General features: G+C 39.7%; 16 protein-coding genes and 1 pseudogene. 8 read left to right on the forward strand and 9 right to left on the reverse strand.

The window, feature by feature from the left end; translation table 11 throughout:
* The 5 genes and pseudogenes from ACTHJT_RS08955 to ACTHJT_RS08975 all read right to left on the reverse strand — a co-directional run.
* Positions 1–85, reverse strand: a pseudogene (locus tag ACTHJT_RS08955) (23S rRNA (pseudouridine(1915)-N(3))-methyltransferase RlmH); the annotation flags it as partial.
* A 25-nt stretch (positions 86–110) separates the two neighbouring features.
* Positions 111–875, reverse strand: a complete 765-nt coding sequence (locus ACTHJT_RS08960; RefSeq protein WP_440237683.1) for an MBL fold metallo-hydrolase — start codon at positions 873–875, stop codon at positions 111–113.
* Between the two features lie 3 nt (positions 876–878).
* A complete protein-coding gene (locus tag ACTHJT_RS08965) occupies positions 879–1,142 on the reverse strand; it encodes a hypothetical protein (protein WP_440237684.1) in 264 nt (87 codons plus the stop codon).
* 8 nt (positions 1,143–1,150) lie between these two features.
* The gene (locus ACTHJT_RS08970; protein WP_440237685.1) at positions 1,151–1,525 is read right to left on the reverse strand and encodes a response regulator; all 375 of its coding nucleotides are present in this window, start codon (positions 1,523–1,525) and stop codon (positions 1,151–1,153) included.
* On the reverse strand, positions 1,522–5,196 hold the full coding sequence (locus ACTHJT_RS08975) for a PAS domain S-box protein (RefSeq protein ID WP_440237686.1): 3,675 nt from the start codon (positions 5,194–5,196) through the stop codon (positions 1,522–1,524). Before ACTHJT_RS08975 ends, ACTHJT_RS08970 begins: the two co-directional genes overlap by 4 nt.
* A gap of 122 nt (positions 5,197–5,318) precedes the next feature.
* On the opposite strand from ACTHJT_RS08975, the gene ACTHJT_RS08980 reads away from it, so the two are divergent.
* From ACTHJT_RS08980 to ACTHJT_RS08995, 4 genes are read left to right on the forward strand one after another with little or no spacing between them, the layout of a single operon-like run.
* Positions 5,319–6,308, forward strand: coding sequence for a hypothetical protein (locus ACTHJT_RS08980; protein ID WP_440237687.1), 990 nt, complete (start codon positions 5,319–5,321; stop codon positions 6,306–6,308).
* Between the two features lie 2 nt (positions 6,309–6,310).
* The gene (locus ACTHJT_RS08985) at positions 6,311–7,213 is read left to right on the forward strand and encodes a hypothetical protein (RefSeq protein ID WP_440237688.1); all 903 of its coding nucleotides are present in this window, start codon (positions 6,311–6,313) and stop codon (positions 7,211–7,213) included.
* Entirely contained in the window at positions 7,213–8,352 is a 1,140-nt protein-coding gene (locus ACTHJT_RS08990; RefSeq protein ID WP_440237689.1) for a glycosyltransferase, read from the forward strand. Before ACTHJT_RS08985 ends, ACTHJT_RS08990 begins: the two co-directional genes overlap by 1 nt.
* A gap of 13 nt (positions 8,353–8,365) precedes the next feature.
* On the forward strand, positions 8,366–9,229 hold the full coding sequence (locus ACTHJT_RS08995) for an FkbM family methyltransferase (RefSeq protein WP_440237690.1): 864 nt from the start codon (positions 8,366–8,368) through the stop codon (positions 9,227–9,229).
* Here ACTHJT_RS08995 and asnB read toward each other — a convergent pair.
* From asnB to wecB, 3 genes are read right to left on the reverse strand one after another with little or no spacing between them, the layout of a single operon-like run.
* Positions 9,222–11,189 (reverse strand): asparagine synthase (glutamine-hydrolyzing), encoded by a 1,968-nt coding sequence (asnB, locus tag ACTHJT_RS09000; RefSeq protein WP_440237691.1) that lies wholly within the window; start codon positions 11,187–11,189, stop codon positions 9,222–9,224. The genes ACTHJT_RS08995 and asnB overlap by 8 nt on opposite strands.
* A 6-nt stretch (positions 11,190–11,195) precedes the next feature.
* A complete protein-coding gene (locus ACTHJT_RS09005) occupies positions 11,196–12,431 on the reverse strand; it encodes a polysaccharide biosynthesis C-terminal domain-containing protein (protein ID WP_440237692.1) in 1,236 nt (411 codons plus the stop codon).
* Complete coding sequence (gene wecB, locus ACTHJT_RS09010) at positions 12,424–13,521, reverse strand: non-hydrolyzing UDP-N-acetylglucosamine 2-epimerase (RefSeq protein WP_440237693.1); 1,098 nt, start codon at positions 13,519–13,521, stop codon at positions 12,424–12,426. Before wecB ends, ACTHJT_RS09005 begins: the two co-directional genes overlap by 8 nt.
* An 86-nt stretch (positions 13,522–13,607) precedes the next feature.
* Between wecB and miaA the strand changes: the two genes are divergently transcribed.
* A complete protein-coding gene (gene miaA / locus ACTHJT_RS09015) occupies positions 13,608–14,513 on the forward strand; it encodes a tRNA (adenosine(37)-N6)-dimethylallyltransferase MiaA (RefSeq protein ID WP_440237694.1) in 906 nt (301 codons plus the stop codon).
* Between the two features lie 69 nt (positions 14,514–14,582).
* Here miaA and pfkA read toward each other — a convergent pair whose 3' ends face one another.
* Positions 14,583–15,569 (reverse strand): 6-phosphofructokinase, encoded by a 987-nt coding sequence (pfkA, locus tag ACTHJT_RS09020; RefSeq protein ID WP_440237695.1) that lies wholly within the window; start codon positions 15,567–15,569, stop codon positions 14,583–14,585.
* A 214-nt stretch (positions 15,570–15,783) separates the two neighbouring features.
* On the opposite strand from pfkA, the gene ACTHJT_RS09025 reads away from it, so the two are divergent.
* From ACTHJT_RS09025 to ACTHJT_RS09035, 3 genes are read left to right on the forward strand one after another with little or no spacing between them, the layout of a single operon-like run.
* Positions 15,784–16,551: a glycosyltransferase family 2 protein gene (locus ACTHJT_RS09025; protein ID WP_440237696.1), complete on the forward strand. Its 768-nt coding sequence runs from the start codon at positions 15,784–15,786 to the stop codon at positions 16,549–16,551.
* A 33-nt stretch (positions 16,552–16,584) separates the two neighbouring features.
* On the forward strand, positions 16,585–17,580 hold the full coding sequence (locus ACTHJT_RS09030; protein ID WP_440237697.1) for an SDR family NAD(P)-dependent oxidoreductase: 996 nt from the start codon (positions 16,585–16,587) through the stop codon (positions 17,578–17,580).
* A 24-nt stretch (positions 17,581–17,604) separates the two neighbouring features.
* Positions 17,605–20,118 (forward strand): hypothetical protein, encoded by a 2,514-nt coding sequence (locus tag ACTHJT_RS09035; protein WP_440237698.1) that lies wholly within the window; start codon positions 17,605–17,607, stop codon positions 20,116–20,118.
* Positions 20,119–20,176: the final 58 nt, after the last annotated feature.

Genomic DNA, 20,176 nt, shown 5'->3' on the forward strand with positions numbered 1-20,176 from the left:
GCGGCAGGCGCTTGGTATACTGGGCACAGCCATCCTTCAGGTAGGCATCATTTGTTTTGCCAATGGTCCAGAGTTGTAATTTCACAAATCAGAATGTTTGAAAATTAAAATTACAATTCAAGTGTAAGACCATCAAAGGCGAAATGGATATTCGCCGGAAGTTCTTTTTCAACGTCGGCATGTTTACCTAACCGGTGGCCCATATGCACAAAATAAGCCTGTTCGGGATTAAGCTTCTGAATGACTTCAATAGCCTGCTCAAGGGTGAAATGGGATACATGATGTTCTTTCTGCAGGGCATTCAGAACTACAATTTTAGAACCTTTTATTTTTTCAATCTCTGTATCTGAAATAAAATTAGCATCTGTTATGTATGTAAAATCCTGGATGCGGAAACCAAATACCGGAAGCTTGTAATGCATTACTTCAATAGGAATGATGCGTTCACCCTGGATTTCAAAAGGTTCATTTTTCAATTCATGGATATTAATCCGTGGAATGCCCGGATACTGGTACTCAGCAAAAATATATGCGAATTCTCTTTTCAATGCATCAATCACATTGTGGCGGGCATATACAGGCATGTCACGCTTTTGTGCATAGTTAAATCCACGTACATCATCAAGACCGGCAATGTGATCTTTATGTTCGTGCGTAAAAAGTATGGCATCAAGTGATTTGATTCTTTCGCGCAGAATCTGTTGTCTGAAATCAGGTCCCGTATCAATAACAAGTTTTACATTGTCGGTTTCAATGTATATGGAAGTGCGTAAACGTTTGTCTCTGTAATCAAAAGATTTACAAACGCTGCATTCGCAGGCAATCACAGGTATGCCTTGTGAAGTGCCTGTTCCTAAAAAAGTAGCTTTTAACACGAATTATGCTTTGTGGATTTCCTGATATAACTTTTTGTTTTTATCAGTCATTTTATCAGTATTCAATTCTATTTGTTTTAGAATTTCAATCAGGGAATTTACTTTTCCCTCCAGAGGATAGTATTTATTTACTATTGCTACATGCGTTTCTTTCAGCAGGCAATAGCCGGAGTTGAAGTTGCCTTTTTCATAACGCAACATGTAGTCTGACTCTGAAAATATATCTTCCAGCTTGCTTAGAAACTGGGTTGTGTATTTAACCTCCATGGATACGATTAAGCAGTATACTCTTTTACAACTTCCACCAACCTGTCAAAGTCTAAAGGTTTTTGAAGATAAGCGTTAATACCCGCTGATTTGAAATCATCATCTGAGTAGTTTTTTGCATTACCTGTAATAGCAACAATCGGAATACCAGCTTTCGTCGAATCACTTAATTTTCTGATTTCCTGTGCGCAAGTCATACCATCCATTTGAGGCATGTTAATATCCATTAAGATGATGTCAAAAGTACCTTTCTCAAGTTCCTTCATTACTTCTTTACCATTCTTTACAGCAGTAATCTCGTAGTTCTGGAACTGTAAAATTTTCTTGGTTAAGTTTTGTATGACAGAACTATCTTCTGCTACTAATACCTTTTTTGCGCTCATTTTGTATTTGAATTTAAAATAAAAGTGTAATGCTCTATGAAACGGTTATGTGCTTGTGAAAGTTGTTCTATATCGGCTTCCAATTCGGGATAATACCCCTGTTTTAGTTTCGTCTCAATGGATCGTGATAAGGACTCAAGCTCCACCAGACCCAGTGTGCCTGAAACACCTTTCAACGTGTGCAATTTATTTAAAATATTATGAAAGTCACCCATTGGCAGCGAATTTTTACAATCCACAATTTGCTCAAGTGACTCATTTTCAAATTCTTTGTATATTTGGTCAATTATTTCCGGTCCGGAGAGATTTTTTAATTTTTCAAAAACTCCATAGTCAAGTATGGCCGGTTGCTCTTCAATTTTATTATCTGTCTGTTGTATATTTTTCATCTCAGGGTTGTTGCCCTGCTTCTGGTGCAACCATTCTTTCACTTTTGAAATCAGACTTTCAGCCTTGATTGGCTTGGCTATATAATCATCCATGCCATTCAATATAAACCGTTCTTTATCTTCTTTCATGGAATAAGCAGTCATGGCAATGATTGGCGGGGTAGATGGAAGGTTTAATTTCCGGATTTCTTCCGTTGCCTGAATACCATCCATTTGAGGCATTTGGATATCCATCAGGATAATCCTGTATGAATTTTCTTTTACCTTTTGAATTGCCTCAAGTCCGGTGCCCGCTGTATCGATATCACAACCAGCCTTACGAAGTATTTCAGAAGCCACGAAAAGGTTGATCGCATTATCATCTACCAGTAAAATTTTAGGATAATCTTTGATTGGCTTTTCACCAATAAAGGGACTGGCATGATCGGGTTTATTTTCAACCAGGCGTTTACTCTCATTGGCTTCAAAGGTGAACCAGAACATACTCCCTTTGTTGGCTTCTGTTTGTACACCGATTTCTCCATTCATGAGTTTGGATAATTCTTTCGAGATAGCAAGACCCAAGCCTGTACCTCCGTAAGATTTGGATGAAGAGTTATCTACCTGGTTAAAATATCCGAATAATACATTCAGCTTATCTTCAGGAATACCGATACCGGTATCGCTGATGTTGACACGGATTTTATTTAACAGGTCTTTTTTGGATTGCAGGGATATCTGGATGCGTACCGAACCGTGTTCAGTGAATTTAATTGCATTGGAAGTTAAATTTGAAAGGATTTGCAGCAGGCGGGTTTCGTCGGCCAGTACTACTTTCGGCACATTTGAATCAATGCTGTACAGCAGTTCAATGTTTTTAAGGATCGCCTGCTGGTAAAACAGTGCATGGAGTTTTTCAATCGTTTGCTCAATTGAGATCGGAGCTAAACGCAGCTGCATTTTACCGGCTTCAATTTTTGAAAGATCCAGAATGTCATTCAGGATATTCAGTAATGTTTCAGAAGATTTTTTAATGGTTTGTACATACTTGCGCTGATCTTCCATTAACGGAGTTTCATTCAGTAAGTCAATCATCCCGATAATGCCGTTCATCGGGGTACGGATCTCATGGCTCATATTGGCCAGGAAATTTTCTTTCACTTTTAAAGATTTCTCTGCGATTTCTTTTGCATGCAATAACTCTTCAGATGCTTTCTTTAAGTAAGTAATATCTCTGGCAACACCGTCAACACCAATTGGTTTACCTTCATTGTTATAAATCAAACGAATGTTGGAGATGCTTTGAATGGCTTCACCGCCTTTTATGTTTACATTCGTTTCGTAGTTCTTTACACGGCCGGTTCTTAATACCTCACGAATAAGATTAGCCTGCTGTTTAGGAGTTGTAAAGAATTCACTGATATGCTTGCCGATGATTTCTTCCTGCGTATAGCCGCTCAGTTCGCAGCCGGAAGGAGAGTTCATGGTGATGTATCCATTCAGGTCGGTTCTGTAATAAATATCCTGGAACGATTCGAAGATATTTCTGAATTTCTCTTCACTTTCCTGGATCGTTATTTCCCACTGTTTCTTTTCAGTAATATCGTGCGAGATCCCCGATACTTCATCGATCCGTCCGTCGGGCAGGAAGATTGGGTTCAGGAAGGTTTCTCTCCAGAAAATCTCGCCATTCTGGTTGGTATTGCATGCTTCAAAATGTTGAGGTTGTCCATTAAAGGCGTCTTTGTATTTTTTATCTATGAAGTCATGATATTCCGGATCCGACAGAACCATTACATCTTTCTCAACGGTCTCGTCATAAATGGAAGGGAATTTATTGTATTTCCTGAAAATAGCATTCGCATAATTTTGGTTGAAGGAAGTTAATCCACGCTTGCGGTTTACAGACCAGATCAGGTGCGAGCTACTTTCAAAAATCGCATTCAGACGGGCTGTCTGGTCAATGATTTTTTCTTCATTACGTTTACGTTCGATTACAAGCGCGATCTGTCCGGAGATGAAGTGCAGCAGTTCTAAATGCCTTCTCTTGTATTTGTTTCTATCGCTATGACTTTTAACGCAGATTACACCAATAGTTCTGTTCTCAAGTCGCAATGGAACCCCGAGCCATATTTTTGGTATTGGTCCCAGAAGCTCTATCTTACCTTCATCAGAAAGCCGTTTGATATCTTCTTCATACAGAAATGTTGGTTCTTCATTGAAGAGCGAATATTCTGTTAAGCCTTTGCCTACAATACGTTTCATGCTTATAGGTTTTGGACCTATATTTTCATCAACGTAGTAAGGAAAGTTCAGGTAATTGTGATCGCGGTCGTATAAGGCTACATGGAAGTTGTTTACAGCAATCAGGGTGCGTAATTCTTTGTGAATATTATCCAGTAGGGAATCAAGCTTATCACTGTTGATCGCAAGAGTGGAAATTTTGTAATACAGATTTTGCGCGCGTTCAGCACGCATGTGCTCTGTATTATCGTGGAAAATTCCCCTGAATGCAATGGGTTTTTCTTTTTCAAAGCGAACGTTCACACTGCAGATTACCTGAATATTCCGGCCATATTTACTGGTAAAGACCGTTTCGAATTTATCATCCTTTTTTCCTTCAAGGATATTGTTCAGGTGTTCAAGTGTAACGGTTACATGATCCTTTGCAATAATATCCCTGAAATTCAATTTTAGAATTTCATCGTCTGAATATTGTAAGGTTTCTTTCCATGCACGGTTTACAAACTGAATGTTACCATCAAGATCAAAAACCTGGATCAAGTCATTGGCATTTTCAAAAAGATCCTGCAGCTGTTCATTACTGTCTTTCAGCGCGCGGATGACTTTCTTTTTATCTGTTATATCTTCACCAATAAGCGTAGTTAAATGTTTGTTGTTATCCATTGGATGATGGATGACAACATTGAAGCGTATCGTTCTGTATTCCCCTTCCTTTGAAAGGAACTTACGTTTCAGTTGGTCAATAAATCCCTGCTTTTTGATCAGGGTGTAAATATGTTCTTCTTTATTTTTATCTCTGCCGGGTTCTAAAAATTCTTTCCAGTTTTCACCAAGTATACGTTGTTTTTCCCAGCCAATAACTTCCAGAAATGCATCGTTGACATACACAACAACACCATCCTGGTCTATTGTCATTACCAGCAGGTTGATCTTTTCAAAAGCTTCCTGGAGTACTTTCTCCGGACGTTGATTCGCATTAATGATCTGTAACTCCTTAACCTGTTGAATCAATTCATCTCTTGACGTGTGCTGGAAGGGGAAATCTGGTTCTGAAGTCATGGTGCTTTCCTCGGATGGAGAAATATGAATGCGTTACAAATTTGGGTGTATACGCTACTATGTATAAATTTACCTATAATATCTGTTTTCTACAATAGAGACCAGACACTAAAGCATCTTTCATGAAAGTATATCTCACATTCGATTATGAATTGTTTTTTGGCGTAAACAGTGGTACAGCAGCTCAATGCATGGTTGAGCCAACGGACCGGCTGCTTGCGATAGCAGAAAAACACGGCATATTCCTGAACTTTTTTGTGGATAGCGGCTATTTACTGGCTTTGGATAAATATTCAAAAAGATACCCGTCTGTAGCATATGAAAAAAAGATTGTATTTAACCAGCTTAACCAGCTGAAAGAAGCTGGGCATGACATGCAGCTGCACATTCATCCGCATTGGGAAGATTCCTTTTATACCGGCAATGGCTGGAAAATGAATACAGACCGTTACAGGCTGGATCAGTTTTCTGATGAATACATCCAGCAGATTATAACTTCGTATCATTCAATTATAACAGAGCTGACCGGTAAAGCTCCCATGGCTTTCAGAGCCGGAGGCTGGTGTATGCCTCCCTGGAATAAAGTTTCTGAAACATTTAAAAAACTGGGTGTCTGGATTGATAGCACCGTTTATGAAAAAGGTTTTTTGAATGAAGGAAACATTCAGTTTGATTTCAGTAAGGCACCGCAAGCAGACCAATGGCTGTTTGAGCGTGATCCGCTGGAGCAGGATTCCATTGGCTACTTCCTTGAATTGCCGATTTCTTCAGTACGTTTATCGCCGTTGTTTTTCTGGAATTTGTATGTGCGTGGCCGCTTAAACCGCCCGTTGCATTCATCCATGGGCGATGGTGTTCCCATGGCGCAGCCGGGCGTTCGGAATAAAGTTCTTACGAGCTATTCACAACAGGCATTGAGCTGTGATGGTTATTATGCATCCTTATTGAAACCTGAGTTTCAAAAGCGGTTGAAAAAGCAGGATGATACAATGGTTGTTATCGGCCACCCCAAGGCACAAAGTAAGTTTTCATTACAGATGCTGGATGAATTTGTTTTATCAGTAAAAGATTCCTGTACGTTTGTACGTTATTCAGATCTACAACAAGGTTGATTTTGGTAAAGCACGTATTACATCAGGAACTTGATCTCGAAAAATGGGATGCATTGATTTTACAATGCGCCGATGCAGATCCGTTTTTATTATCATCCTGGTTGAATATTGCAGCTCCGGGCTGGTCTGCATTCGTCGCAGATGATTACAAAGCAGTATTTCCGGTTTTTAGTAATAAAAAGTTATTGGGAATGTTCTTTGACCTGCCGAATTTTGTTCAGAAAATTTCACTCTACGGCGATCAGTCTTATGCAGATGAAATCAAACAGCAGCTCACTCTTTTACAGCAGAATTTTAAATACATCTGTTATACAACAGATGCCACCTTGGTTGAAGAGAAACAATATACTTCTCCCAGGCGACACCAGTTGCTGGAATTGAAAGACGGTATTCGCTTCCCGACAAAAGTATGGGGTAGGAATATCCGCAAGGCTCAAAGTGCGGAGCTCACAGCGCTTACTGCCGTACCGACAGAATTCTTTGTTGCGGCATTAAAAAAAGAATTAAAAGAAAAAGGCAATCCATATAAACAATCGGATTATGTGATACTACAGCAGTTGGCTGATATGGCTATTGCGAAAGGGTATGGATTCATCGAAGGCATTAAAGATTGCAATGGTGTGTTTACCTGCGGACAGTTTTACATATATATACACGGCCGGATTTATCTGGTGGCATGCTTCAGCAACGAGGCGGCGCGCCAGCATAGCCTGTTACATTACTTATTATATAAAATCATTCAGCAGAAATATGAACAGGATGGAATCCTTCGTGTTCATTTTGGCGGGTCAAATTTACCCGTGATTGCTGATTTTAATAAAAATTTCGGAGCACAGGATGAACAGTTTGTTTTAGTATATAAAAACAGACTCCCGTTTCCGTTCCGGATTTTCAAGCACGCATAATGAATAAAGCAACAATCATCGTTTCGGTAACAACCGATTTAATAACCGATCAACGCGTATACAAAGTATGCAATAGCCTGCATACGCATGGCTATAAAATTTTGTTGGTTGGCCGGAAGAAGAAGGATAGTATGCCCATGGATATACGGCCATATAAAACACATCGCTTTCATTTATGGTTTGAAAAGGGCCCGCTGTTTTATGCACAATACAACCTGTATTTGTTTTTTTATCTGCTGTTTCATAAAGTAGATATTTTACTGGCGAATGATTTGGATACCTTACTTCCGAATTACCTGGTATCGAAAATCAAACGGGTGTCACTGGCATACGACAATCACGAATATTTCACCGGTGTGCCTGAATTGATCGCGCGTCCAAGAGTACAAAAGATCTGGAAGAGTATTGAAAAATGGATCTTCCCGAAAGTGAAATACATCTATACAGATAATTTTGCAAAGAGAAGTTTGTTTGTAGAAGAATTTAAAAAACCTGTAGAAGTTGTGATGAATGTACCTATCCTACAGGAAAGTGCATTTGATCCTCAATACAAATTAGAAGGTGTCGAGAATAAATTTATACTGATCTACCAGGGGACGGGAATTAACGTGGCCCGCGGAACTGAAGAACTGACGATGGCTATGGAATACCTGGATGAGCGTTTCCTGTTGTTGTTTGTCGGAAGCGGAGATGTGATTGATGTACTCAAAGCTATTGTAAAAGAAAAGGCATTGGGGAATCGTGTACGGTTTGTACCGAAGGTACCTCATCATATCTTAAAGCAATATACTATGCAGGCGCAATTGGGAGTGACTGTTGATAAACCAATCAGCGAAAATTACATTTATAGTTTCCCGAATAAAGTATTTGACTATGTGCATGCCGGCGTACCTGTCCTGGCTTCTCGTTTACAGGAAGTAGAGCGTATCATGAATCTGTATGGGATCGGAACATTTGTTGAATCGTATGAACCAAAACACATAGCAGAGCGCATTCAATGGGTATACGATAATCCGCAGGCATACGCGGAATGGAAAAAAAATCTGGTGCAGGCAGCGAAGGAAATCAATTGGCAGGAGCAGGAAAAAGTATTGCTTGGGATTTACAACCGTATCTGCACAGAGAATGGTCTTGTGTAAATTTCAATAACAGATGATAAAAACGCAGATCAAAAATATTTTATTGAGCCTATATGCTTTAGTACCTCTTAAGAAACAATTGTTTTTGGTATGGAGGTCTTTATACATTCCTGCTCCGCAAATTTTTCGTCATTTATATTTTAAAGGGATTTTTAAAGTTGAAATTGATCCGCAGCATACTTTTTTAATGCATCACCACGGGACTGGTTTTGCAATGGAATCAGATCATTTCTGGAAAGGCGCAGGTGCATGCGAGAAGTATTCTATTCAGCTATGGATGAAGTATGTTCAGGTAAGTGATCTGATTCTTGATATTGGAGCTAATACTGGTACGTATTCATTGCTTGCTTCAGCATTGAATCCTGGTGCTGAAATCCACGCCTTTGAACCCGTTAAACGGATATATGAAAAACTGGCTTCTAACAATGCAATCAATCATTTTAATATTCAGTTGCATAATGTAGCCTTGAGTGATATTGAAGGTGAAATTTTTTTAGTGGATGAAGGCGGGAGAAATGAATACACGGCGCATGTATCTAAAAGCAATGTACCTGCATCGTATCCGGTAAAAAGTATACGATTGGATCATATGACAGATTTGTTTCAAGATAAGCAACATGTATTGATTAAGCTGGATGTGGAGCATCATGAAGCAGAGGTTTTATCGGGCATGGGAGCGCACTTGAAAAATCTGAGGCCTGTTATATTGCTGGAAGTTTTAGATAACGAACATACACAGCGGCTCAATGAGCTGTTTCAGGGATTGAATTATGTGTTTTTGGATATTGATGAGGAAAAGGGATATACTCCGGTTCAGGCAATACAAAAAAGTTCCGGGAATAATATTTTTTGCTGTCCGAAAGAAAAAGTTATTTAATACCTTCTTTCCATTTCATAAAATTGATGATCCGCCACAAGCGACCGGGATCGTTGGATGATTGGATGAGATTGAACCAATCTTTCTTCAATTTACTGTATAGAATAAATTCATCATCCTGTTCAGGTATAGAATCGTATAGTTCCTTATGGATTGCTTTATACCAGGCAGCTTCAGGCGTTGCATATCCAACCTTATCTCTTCTTAACCTGATTTCTTCCGGTAAAAAATTTTTAGTTGCTTTGCGCAATAAGTATTTGCTATGCCCCTTGTGAATTTTCAGTGATGCAGAAAGAGAAAATATTTTTTCAATCAGGATATGATCATCTGCGAAAGGAGTTCGTGATTCAACACCAAAACGCATAGAATTCCTATCGCCCATGCGTAAGAGCACCTTCAGGTCGGGACCACAAAATTGCTGATGTAAAAACTGATTAAGCGGCTGTAGTTTTTCTTCTTTTCTATAAGAAGAGATGTTTGATGAGAAAGATCTTACAAAATCCGTATTCAGGTATTTCTGAATCTGCGGTGTATAGATATTTTGCAGCAGAGGTAAGGATTGTATGGTTTGTTTTCCGAATTGTTTCAGAAATTTTTTAGGGCTATTAAAGCTGGAGAAATTCGGGCTTTTTATATTTTCAAGGAATACAGTATAATCTGAATGCGTGAGTGCATCCCACAGGAAGCAATTATAATGTTTCTGATAACCGCCGAATAACTCATCACTGCCTTGTCCGTCGAAGTTTATTTTAATGCCATGCTTTTGGAAATGTTGCATGAGCTTGTAATGCGAATACACGCTCATTGAAAAGAAGGGAATGTCCTGCGTATAAATCAGGTCATCCAGTTCTGTAGCAAGCTCTGTTGCGTTAGGTTCCACAATGTGCCAGTGTGTATTTTTTTGTTTCGCAATTTTTTCCGCCCAACTGAATTCATCTTCTTTAACATCCGGAAAGTGTGCTGTAAATAAATTGAGCAGGGTTGTGGAATGATTTTCAGACATCATGGCAAGCAGATGCTGAACAATCGTGCTGCTATCCAGGCCTCCGCTCAGACTGGCTCCCAGCGGCACGTCAGATCGCATGCGGATCCGGATCGATTCTTTTAGCTGGTGTTGAATTTCTTCAACTTGTGTATCCAGCTGTTGTTTCGTATAGCTTTCCCAGGCTGTATTATATTCGAGCTGGTAATAATTTTTTATTTCATGGATGTTGGAATCCAGATCATAGATAAAATATTCGGCAGGTTTTAATTCACAGATATCATTGAATAAGGTAGAACGTATGGTTTCATGTTTACCATGTACCAGATATTCCCAGGCAGCTTCTGTATTAATCTCTGTATCGGTGAGATGCGTCAATGCCTTGATTTCAGAGGCAAATGCGAAGAACGCATCCGTTGCTGTATAATATAAAGGTTTAACGCCGAAACGATCCCGACTGCCGAAGAGGATGTTTTTCTTTCTGTCGTAAATAACAAAGGCCCACATACCATTTAATTTTTCAAGCATGTGAATGCCCCATTCCTGGTATGCTGCCAGAAGCACTTCGGTGTCTGTACTTGTTTTGAATGTATATCCTTTCTGTATTAACGTTTGACGGATTTCAATATAATTGTACACCTCACCATTGTATACGATCCAAAGATCATCTGACAGGCACATCGGTTGGTGCCCGTTGGGACTGAGATCAAGGATTGTAAGTCTCCGATGTCCTAAACCCAAAGAGGCATGCTGGTTGAACGCTTCTTCAACCGCATGTTTTGGCGTGTAGGGAAGTGTATATTCTAAAACAGATTTTGGCGTCGCTTCTCCGTAGTAACAGTTTTGTGAAGCAGCATGCATGAAAAAATAGCCTTCATCATCAGGACCGCGGTGTGCAAGTAACTCCGTTGTTTTTACCAACAGCGGAACAATGTTTGTATTGCCTTGTTTACTTACGATGCCACTGATGCCACACATATGCTGTTACGGAAAAAGTTTAAAAGATGGAAGAACTGCTTTCAGTGGTAAATGATTTTGCTGCCTGAAAATCAGTATTAATAAGAATGCATATACCATATAACTTAAACTGGTTGAAAGCGCCAGTCCTTCAATGCGGTAATAATACATTAGTGGTATAGAACCTGATAATGCTACAAGTGTTGATATAAGCGAGGAGTAGTTATTGATTTTAAACTGGCCGGTGCCTGCAAAATAATTCCAGTATATCTTCCCATAGGCTGCTATGAGTGTGCCAGGCAATAAGATGGCTATATAATGTGTTATACCTACGAAGTCATTTCCGAAAAGCAACAATAAAAATGATTCAGGTATACAAAATAAAAGTATCAAGGCAGCAAAGCTATACCAAAAAGCAACCGATGCAAAGGATTGTGTTTTTTCTATCTGCTGTTGTCTGTTCATTGAAGCTGCAATCTGGGGATACAGCCAGGTAGCCAGTGTATTACTGATTATCCATACTGCTTCAACCAGGGAAGCTGCAGCTGCATAAATCCCAAGTTCTTTAATATCTCCCAGGATTAAATAAATCAGATAAAAGCCAATACGCATGTTCGCAAAGTTTAGCAGATTGCTGTACTGGGCTATTAAACCATTTTTAAGCGCGAAACCGATCGTTTTGTCTGATCTACCTGGCTGGAAGTTTGTATTGAAATAAAATTTTAACAGGAAAAATAAACCAGTGATAATTGTTACTGTATAAGAGTAGAGTAAAGCCATGCAGAATGCTTCTGTCGTAAGGTTTGTTTGCAGCATCAGCCAGACAAATGCCATGCTTGTAATTGCCTGGACGCCATTCATACAGTTGAAACCAATACTTTGACGGGTAGCTTGCAGCTGGTAATTAATGCCCGTAATAACAGCCAGCAAAAAGCTATTGATAAATAAATAGGGAAGTAGTTCACGCGTTTGAATGTGTGTGTAATAAAGTACAACAGGTACTACAATACTTGCGAGTAAACTCCATGCTATGCCGGAAAAAAATAATTTTTTAAATGGTACGTGTTGTGTTAAATAAATATATCCGGGACCGAAAATAATTTCACTGACCAGTTGTACGATTGTGACGTTAGCAATAAATATACTGAGCGTTCCTCTTCCTTCTGCCCCCAGAAGTTTTGCTGAAACTATAAACACGACAAAGGTGCTTATAGCTATCAGCAAACGAACAGCGAAGGTGCCTAAGAGGATTTTTTTAGTCATTATCTATTGAATAAATATCATGGAGTTTTTGAACGATACGTTCTGCTGTATTTCCGTCCCATAGCTCAGGAATATCAGAGTTTTTCCATTGGTTTGATTCCAGTTTAAACAGTAAGTTCTGGAGGCTTTCAAGATTTACAGCAAGTTCATTCGAACCTGTAGAAATTGTTTCCGGACGTTCGGTTGTTGTCCGGTAAGTAATGCAGGGAACTTTCATGAATGTTGTTTCCTCCTGGATACCTCCGGAATCGGTGATTACAGCTTTGGCATTCTTTTGCATGTAAAGAAACTCCAGGTAACGAAGGGGTTCAATGAATTCGATATTGCTGATCTCATTGAATATGGAAGTGCCGCGCAGCATTTTTTCTGTGCGTGGATGCACCGGGAAAATGCATTTTCTGTTTCCGATAGAACGGGAAACTGTTCGGAGAATGTCTGCCAAGACATCCGGGTTGTCTACATTGTCGGCCCGATGCAGGGTTAGCAGATAATAATTATTTTCTTCAAGGGAATAGATTCTGAATATGTCAGGCTTTTGCGCAAAGGGAAGAGTCTTGATCAGGGAATCAATCATGATATTTCCTACAAAGAAAATCTGTTCCTCTTTGATTCCTTCTCTCAGCAGGTTATTACCCGCCTCTCTGGAAGTAATAAAGAAATAATCGGTGATGGAGTCTGTAAGGATGCGGTTGATCTCTTCCGGCATCTTACGGTCATGTGAGCGCAGGCCTGCTTCAATATGGATCAGGTCTTTGTGAAGTTTCTTTGTAACAATACTGCATGCCATGGTTGAAGTAACGTCTCCAACAACAATAACCGCTTTGGCTGAATGGTCTTTCAGGAATTCTTCAAAGCCGGTAATGATTTCACTTGTTTGTTTATTCTGGCTTCCTCCTGTAATACCCAGGTGATAACTTGGAGCAGGGATTGCGAGGTCTTCAAAAAAAACTTCATTCATAAGCGGGTCATAATGCTGACCTGTATGCACGAGCGTATAATTGATTTTTTCTTCTTTTAAAAGCTTATGAATTAAAGGTGCAATCTTAACAAAATTGGGACGGGCACCTGCAACAATGATTATTTCTAACATTCTTTTGTTGAATTGTTCTATAAAAATAATGAAATCCTTTATCTTCACTAAATATAACGGTAAGCATTTCCAATTATTCCTGGCCTGTGAAAAATAAATACATTATTGCGGTTGTGGGTCCTACGGCTGTGGGTAAAACGGCCTTATCCATTGCATTAGCCAAACGTTATAAGACCTGCGTGTTATCGGCAGATTCGCGCCAGATCTATAAGGAGTTAAGCATTGGCACGGCAAAGGCAAGTATGGAAGAGCAGGACGGAGTGCCGCATTATTTTGTAGATTCTTTATCCATTGAAGAGCCGTTTAATGCAGGGATTTTTGAACGGGAAGGATTACAGTTACTGGATGTATTGTTTAAAAAACATGATGTTGTTATCCTCTGCGGCGGGACAGGCTTGTATGTGAAGGCCTTGCTTGAAGGAATGGATGAACTGCCTGAAACAGATCAGGAACTGCGGGAGGCACTGAACAAGGAATTTGCAGAAAGAGGTCTGGAGGCAATGGTGGAAGAGCTGAAAGAAATAGATGATGCAACCTATCAGCAAATTGATCTGCAGAATCCTTCACGTGTTTTCAGGGCGATCGAAGTGTACCGGCAAACAGGGAAACCGCTTTCGGTTTTTAAAACAGGTACAAAAAAAGAGCGGCCGTTTAAAAGTATTAAGATTGGTTTGAATATGCCGAGGGAGGATCTGTATGAACGTATTGACCGGAGAATGGATCTGATGCTTGCGGCAGGGCTGGAAGAGGAGGCGCGTGCCAATATAAAATATAGAAACCTGAATGCCCTGCAAACGGTAGGATACAGTGAGATATTTGGTTTTATTGATGGGGACTATGGCCGCGAAGAGATGGTGCGTCTGTTGAAGCGTAACAGCCGGAGGTATGCCAAGCGTCAGTTGACGTGGTTTAGCAGAGATGCCGAAGTGGTTTGGTTTCACCCTGGGGAGCTAAAAGAGATTGAATCCTTTATTGAATCCCATCTTCAATAAAATGCATTTAAAATAAAAAAAAGGAAAGAGATTACTCTTTCCTTTTTTTATTTTAAATGTCAATGAAAACTATACTTCGTATTTTCTGCCATTTAACTTTTCTGCCAGTGAAAGCAGATCTTCATTTATTGGTTTTCTTTTTGTGATTGTATCAATGAAAGGTGTATAAACAACTTTGTGATCGATAATTCCTGCCATTACATTTGCTTTACCTTCCAGTAAACCTTCAACAGCAGCCAGACCCAAACGGCTGGCTAATACGCGATCAGCTGCAGATGGACCGCCTCCACGTTGAACGTGGCCTAATGTAGTTACTCTGCAATCCAGTTGAGGCAGAGCTTCTTTGATATCTCTTGCAATCATACTTGCACGGCCTTCTTGATGACCTTCTGCAACAATGATAATATGAGAAGCTTTAGCATCGCTTGTGCCATGTTTCAAACGATTTATGACAACATTTTTGTCATAAGGAAACTCCGGTATAATAGCCATTTCCGCTCCGCCTGAAATAGCAGAACGAACAGCAATATATCCTGTATCACGACCCATTACTTCAATGAAGAATACACGCTCATGTGCATCTGCTGTATCCCGGATCTTGTCGATTGCTGCAAGGCAAGTGTTTACTGCCGTGTCATATCCAATAGTGAAATCTGAACCGTATAAGTCGTTGTCAATTGTACCAGGTGCACCAACGCAAGGAATCTGGTATTCATTGTAAAATAATTCAGCACCCGTGAAAGTGCCGTTGCCACCAATGGCAACCAAACCGTCAATGCCAAATTTCTGGATTTGTTCAAATGCCTTTCTTCTGCCTTCCGGCCTTCTGAATTCTTCGCTTCTGGCAGATTTTAAGATCGTTCCGCCTTTTTGAATGATATTGCTAACAGCACGATTGTCAAGTTCGATAAAGTTCCCATTAATCATCCCGTCATATCCCCGAACTATGCCATAAACCTCGAGGTTATGGTAATGACCTGCACGAACCGCTGCACGGATACATGCATTCATACCTGGAGCATCCCCTCCAGAAGTATACACTGCTATTTTTTTCATTATTAATGAGTTGTCAAACAAATTCAAATAAAGAGGTGGATTTTTGGAGGCAAATACTACCCAATCAGCATTCCAACGCCCAATTTTACTAAAAAAATCATACAATAGAAATCAAATGCATGCTCTTTATTGAATTTAAGGTTAAAATAAATAGACACTTTTTATTATTTAGAGTAAATTCGTCTCTACGTTGCATGAAAAGGAAGCCGCAGAAATGAACAATACCCCACCATTTTTAACCATAATAACTGTCGTCTACAATAACCTTCCGGGCCTGCAGTATACCTTTCAATCGATCCGCCAACAAACGTGTACGGATTTTGAATGGCTGGTTATTGATGGAGGCTCTACAGATGGCACCAAAGAATGGCTTACGCAATTGCCTTTTCCTTTATTGACATTTGTTTCTGAAAAAGACTGTGGCTTGTACGATGCCATGAATAAAGGATTGAAAATGGCTTCAGGACAATTTGTATGGTTTATGAATTCAGGAGATGGAATTTACAGTGCAGATACGGTTGAACACCTGAAGCTCCATGGTTCACACGCGGATATCCTGTATGGAGAAACCATGCTGGTTGATGAGCAAGGAAACCAGGTTGGTATAAGATCTGAAAAAACAACCCGTGTACTGCCTTCAACATTAACCACGCGCTCGATGATTATGGGCATGGTTGTGTGTCATCAATCGTTTATTCCCAAACGTACAATTACTGCTCCATATCAGCTGAAGTACAGATTCAGCGCTGATATTGACTGGGTAATCTCCTGTCTGGAAAAATCAAAAAATACAATCAATTGTAACAGCATTCTTTCCAATTATTTGGTGGGAGGACTATCCATACAAAATCAAAAGACAGGCTGGAAAGAACGCTGGTCTATTTACGTAGAACATTATGGTTTAATCTATACCACTTTTGCCCATTTTTATATTGTGATTCGGTATATTTGGAAATATATCTTTTTCAATAAAAAATATTAATCGTAACCGAATTGAGTATATATTGATTTTCAGATGCACGGATTAAAAAATAAAGTTGTACTGGTTACCGGCGGAACAGGTTCTTTAGGATCAAGATTAATTGAAAAGTTACTGCGTACCCCTGAAATCGGACAAAAAAAGATTATTGTTTTCTCCAGGGATGAATTGAAACAATCGGAGATGCAAGCGAACTACCAGGCCGAATCTGAAGCGGGTAAAATCAGTTTTATTTTGGGAGATATCCGTGATGCCGAAACATTATGCAAAGCGCTGATTGATGTTGATGTGGTTTTTCATACGGCTGCATTAAAACATGTGCCGGCAACAGAAAGCAATCCACGGGAATGCGTGAAAACCAATGTTATTGGAGCAATCAATCTTATTGACGCCTGTTTACAGCAAGGCGTGTCAAAAGTGATTGCACTATCTACAGATAAAGCAGCTTCTCCTGAAAGTGTGTACGGAGCTTCCAAATTGATTTCTGATAAATTATTTATTGATGCGAATAAATATGGCGTAACAAAGTTCTCCATTGTTCGTTTTGGAAACATCCTTGGATCACGCGGTTCGGTACTTCCATTATTCATGGAACAGAAAAGCAAAAAAGCATTGACGATCACGCATCCGGAAATGACTCGTTTCTGTATTACATTTAATGAAGCTGTAAACGTGTTGCTATTTGCTTTGGAACATTCGTTAGGCGGCGAAGTGCTTGTACCAAGAAGTCCGTCATTCCGGATTGAAGATCTTGCAGATGTAGTGTGTGCGGGTTGTGAAAAGACCTACATAGGCATAAGGGTAGGAGAAAAGCTGCATGAAGATATGATTACTGAGGATGATGCACGTTATACGCTTGAATCTGCAGAATATTTTATTTTGTTACCTAATAAACATGATCCAGAGATTGAAGCATACTGGACAAGCTCTTTCGGTGCAAGAAAAATTGAAAATCCTTTTTGTTTACGTTCTGATAATAATTCAGTCTTTTTATCAAAACAACAACTGGCACAACTAATAAATCAAATTTAAAATCTATTATTTATTTCTTATATCATGAAAAATATATTTTCCGGGAAGTTTGCATACCATCTACTTGCGCTGTTTGCATTACTCGTTTTGACAACAATCTACTGCAAACCTGTTTTAGATAATAAAAAATTAGCTCAGCACGATTTGGTACAAGCAACCGGTGCTGCACAGGAACTTGAAACATACCATAAAAAAACGGGCGAATATCCGTTATGGACAAACAGTATGTTTGGAGGTATGCCTTCCTATACAGTTAAAATAGATTATGATAACTCCTGGACTGCCAAAGCTGCTTCATTTGTTTCGTATATCCTGCCGGACCCCATCAATTATATATTCCTGCTGGTTGGCTGCTTTTATATTGCAATGGCAGCTATGGGTAACAAACCGCTCTACTCTTTTTTAGGAGCTATTGCATTTGGATTCAGTTCTTTTGGATTGATCAGTCTTGAAGCAGGCCATGCGTCTAAAGTATTAGCTATCGCTTTTTGTGCGCCATTAGCGGCTGGCATCGTGTTAGTGTATAGAAGAGAATATTTAAAAGGTGCTTTACTGACAGCGATTTTTATGATGATGGAATTGTACGCAAATCACATTCAGATTACGTATTACCTGGCCATCGCGCTTGTTGTTTATGCAATTGTTGAATTTGTACGTTCGATTCTTTCCAAAAAGATTAAAGAGTTTTTTATTTCAAGCGCAATCGTGTTAGGTATCAGTATTGTTGTGCTGGGCTCTATGGCAACACGTTTTTGGGTAATGTATGAATATCAAAAATACACAATCAGAGGCCCTGCAGAATTAACGCCGATAAAAACTGCGGGAGAAGGAAAAGAAGAAGTGAAATCTGAAAGTGGTTTGGATAGAGATTATGCATTCAGCTGGAGTTACGGTGTTTCTGAAACATTCAATTACCTGATACCAAATTTTAAAGGAGGTAAATCCGGTGCTGCTTTAGATGAAAAATCAGCGATCTATGAAACGATAGAAGACAGTTTCGGGAAAGAAAATGCCGCAAAGTTTGCCAAGGCAGAGCAATGGCCGATTTACTGGGGTGACCAGCCGGGCACCAGCGGACCTGCCTACATGGGGGCAATCGTTTGCTTCTTGTTTGTGCTGGCTCTTTTTGTAGTAAGAGATCCGATGAAGTGGTGGATGCTGGGAGTAGTGATTGTATTTACGATGCTGGCATGGGGTCAGAATTTTCCGCAGTTCAACTATTTCGTATTCGATCATTTCCCTATGTACAACAAGTTTCGTGCGGTAACAATGATTCATGCCATAGTGGCCATGTTTATGGTATGGTTATCTGTCTGGGGGTTAAGTGAATTATTGGATACCGATAAACAAAAATTAAAGAAATATTTGCAGTTCAGCATCGGTATCGTAGGCGGGCTGGCTTTAATATTCTGGCTTTTTGGTTCATCGTTCGAATCGTTTGAAAAAAGTGATGCTATAGCGGCAGAGAAATCTAAAAAGGATTTTATAGAATCATGGACACAGGCTTCTCAGAAACCTGAATTTGCCAATGCCATGTATGAAGCATTATTGACAGATCGTGCTGCCGCATTATCTGCAGATGCTGTGAGATCGTTGCTGTTTATATTACTGGCGGGCGGTATATTGTACCTGTATGCGGCTACAGATGTACTTAAGGTTGAATATTTAATCCTTGCGTTGACCTTGTTTATATTAGTAGATGAATGGCAGGTAAGTAAGCGTTACCTCAATGATGCGGACTTTAAAAAACGTAAGTCGAATAAGCTTAGCGTTGCGCCAACAGATGCCGATAACCGCATTCTGCAGGATCCGGATCCGAACTTCAGGGTGTATAATGCAACGGTCAGTACATTTAATGATGCAACAACTTCTTATTTCCATAAATCCATAGGCGGCTATTCAGCAGCGAAACTTAGAAGGTTCCAGGATCTGGTTGACCGTCAGATCAGCAATAATAATATGAATGTTCTGAACATGTTGAATACAAAGTATTTCATTGTTCAAAACCCATCCAATGGTGAACCGGTTGCCCAGACAAACCCTGCTGCTTTGGGGAACGCATGGTTTGTGCAGGATGTGCTTACAGCAAAAAATGCTGACCAGGAAATGGCTTTGATGGATAGCTTGAATCCAAGACAAACAGCAGTCATTTCAGCAGAATATTATGCAAAAATCAATTCATTTAAACCTGTGTATGACAGTGCTGCGACTATCAAGCTGACTTCATACAACCCTGAAAAATTAACGTATGAGTATAACGCGGCAACACCACAGTTAGCGGTGTTCTCAGAAATCTACTACAACAGCGGATTGGGCTGGAATGCCTTTATCGATGGAAAACCGGCTGATCATATCCGGGTAGATTATCTGTTAAGAGGCATGCAAGTACCTGCCGGAAAACACGTGATTGAATTTAGATTTGAACCACAGTCTTACCATAAAGGAGAAACAATTTCGTTAATATTCTCAATCATATTTGTGATTGGTTTGGGTGGTGCTATATATTTATTCTATAAAAAAAGCGCAGTAGCAGCATAAGCTATCCGGGCAATAAAAAGTCAGGGCCTGTTGAATGCTTCAACAGGCCCTGACTTTT

This window comes from Cytophaga sp., from assembly GCF_051961495.1.
Lineage (GTDB): Bacteria > Bacteroidota > Bacteroidia > Cytophagales > Cytophagaceae > Cytophaga.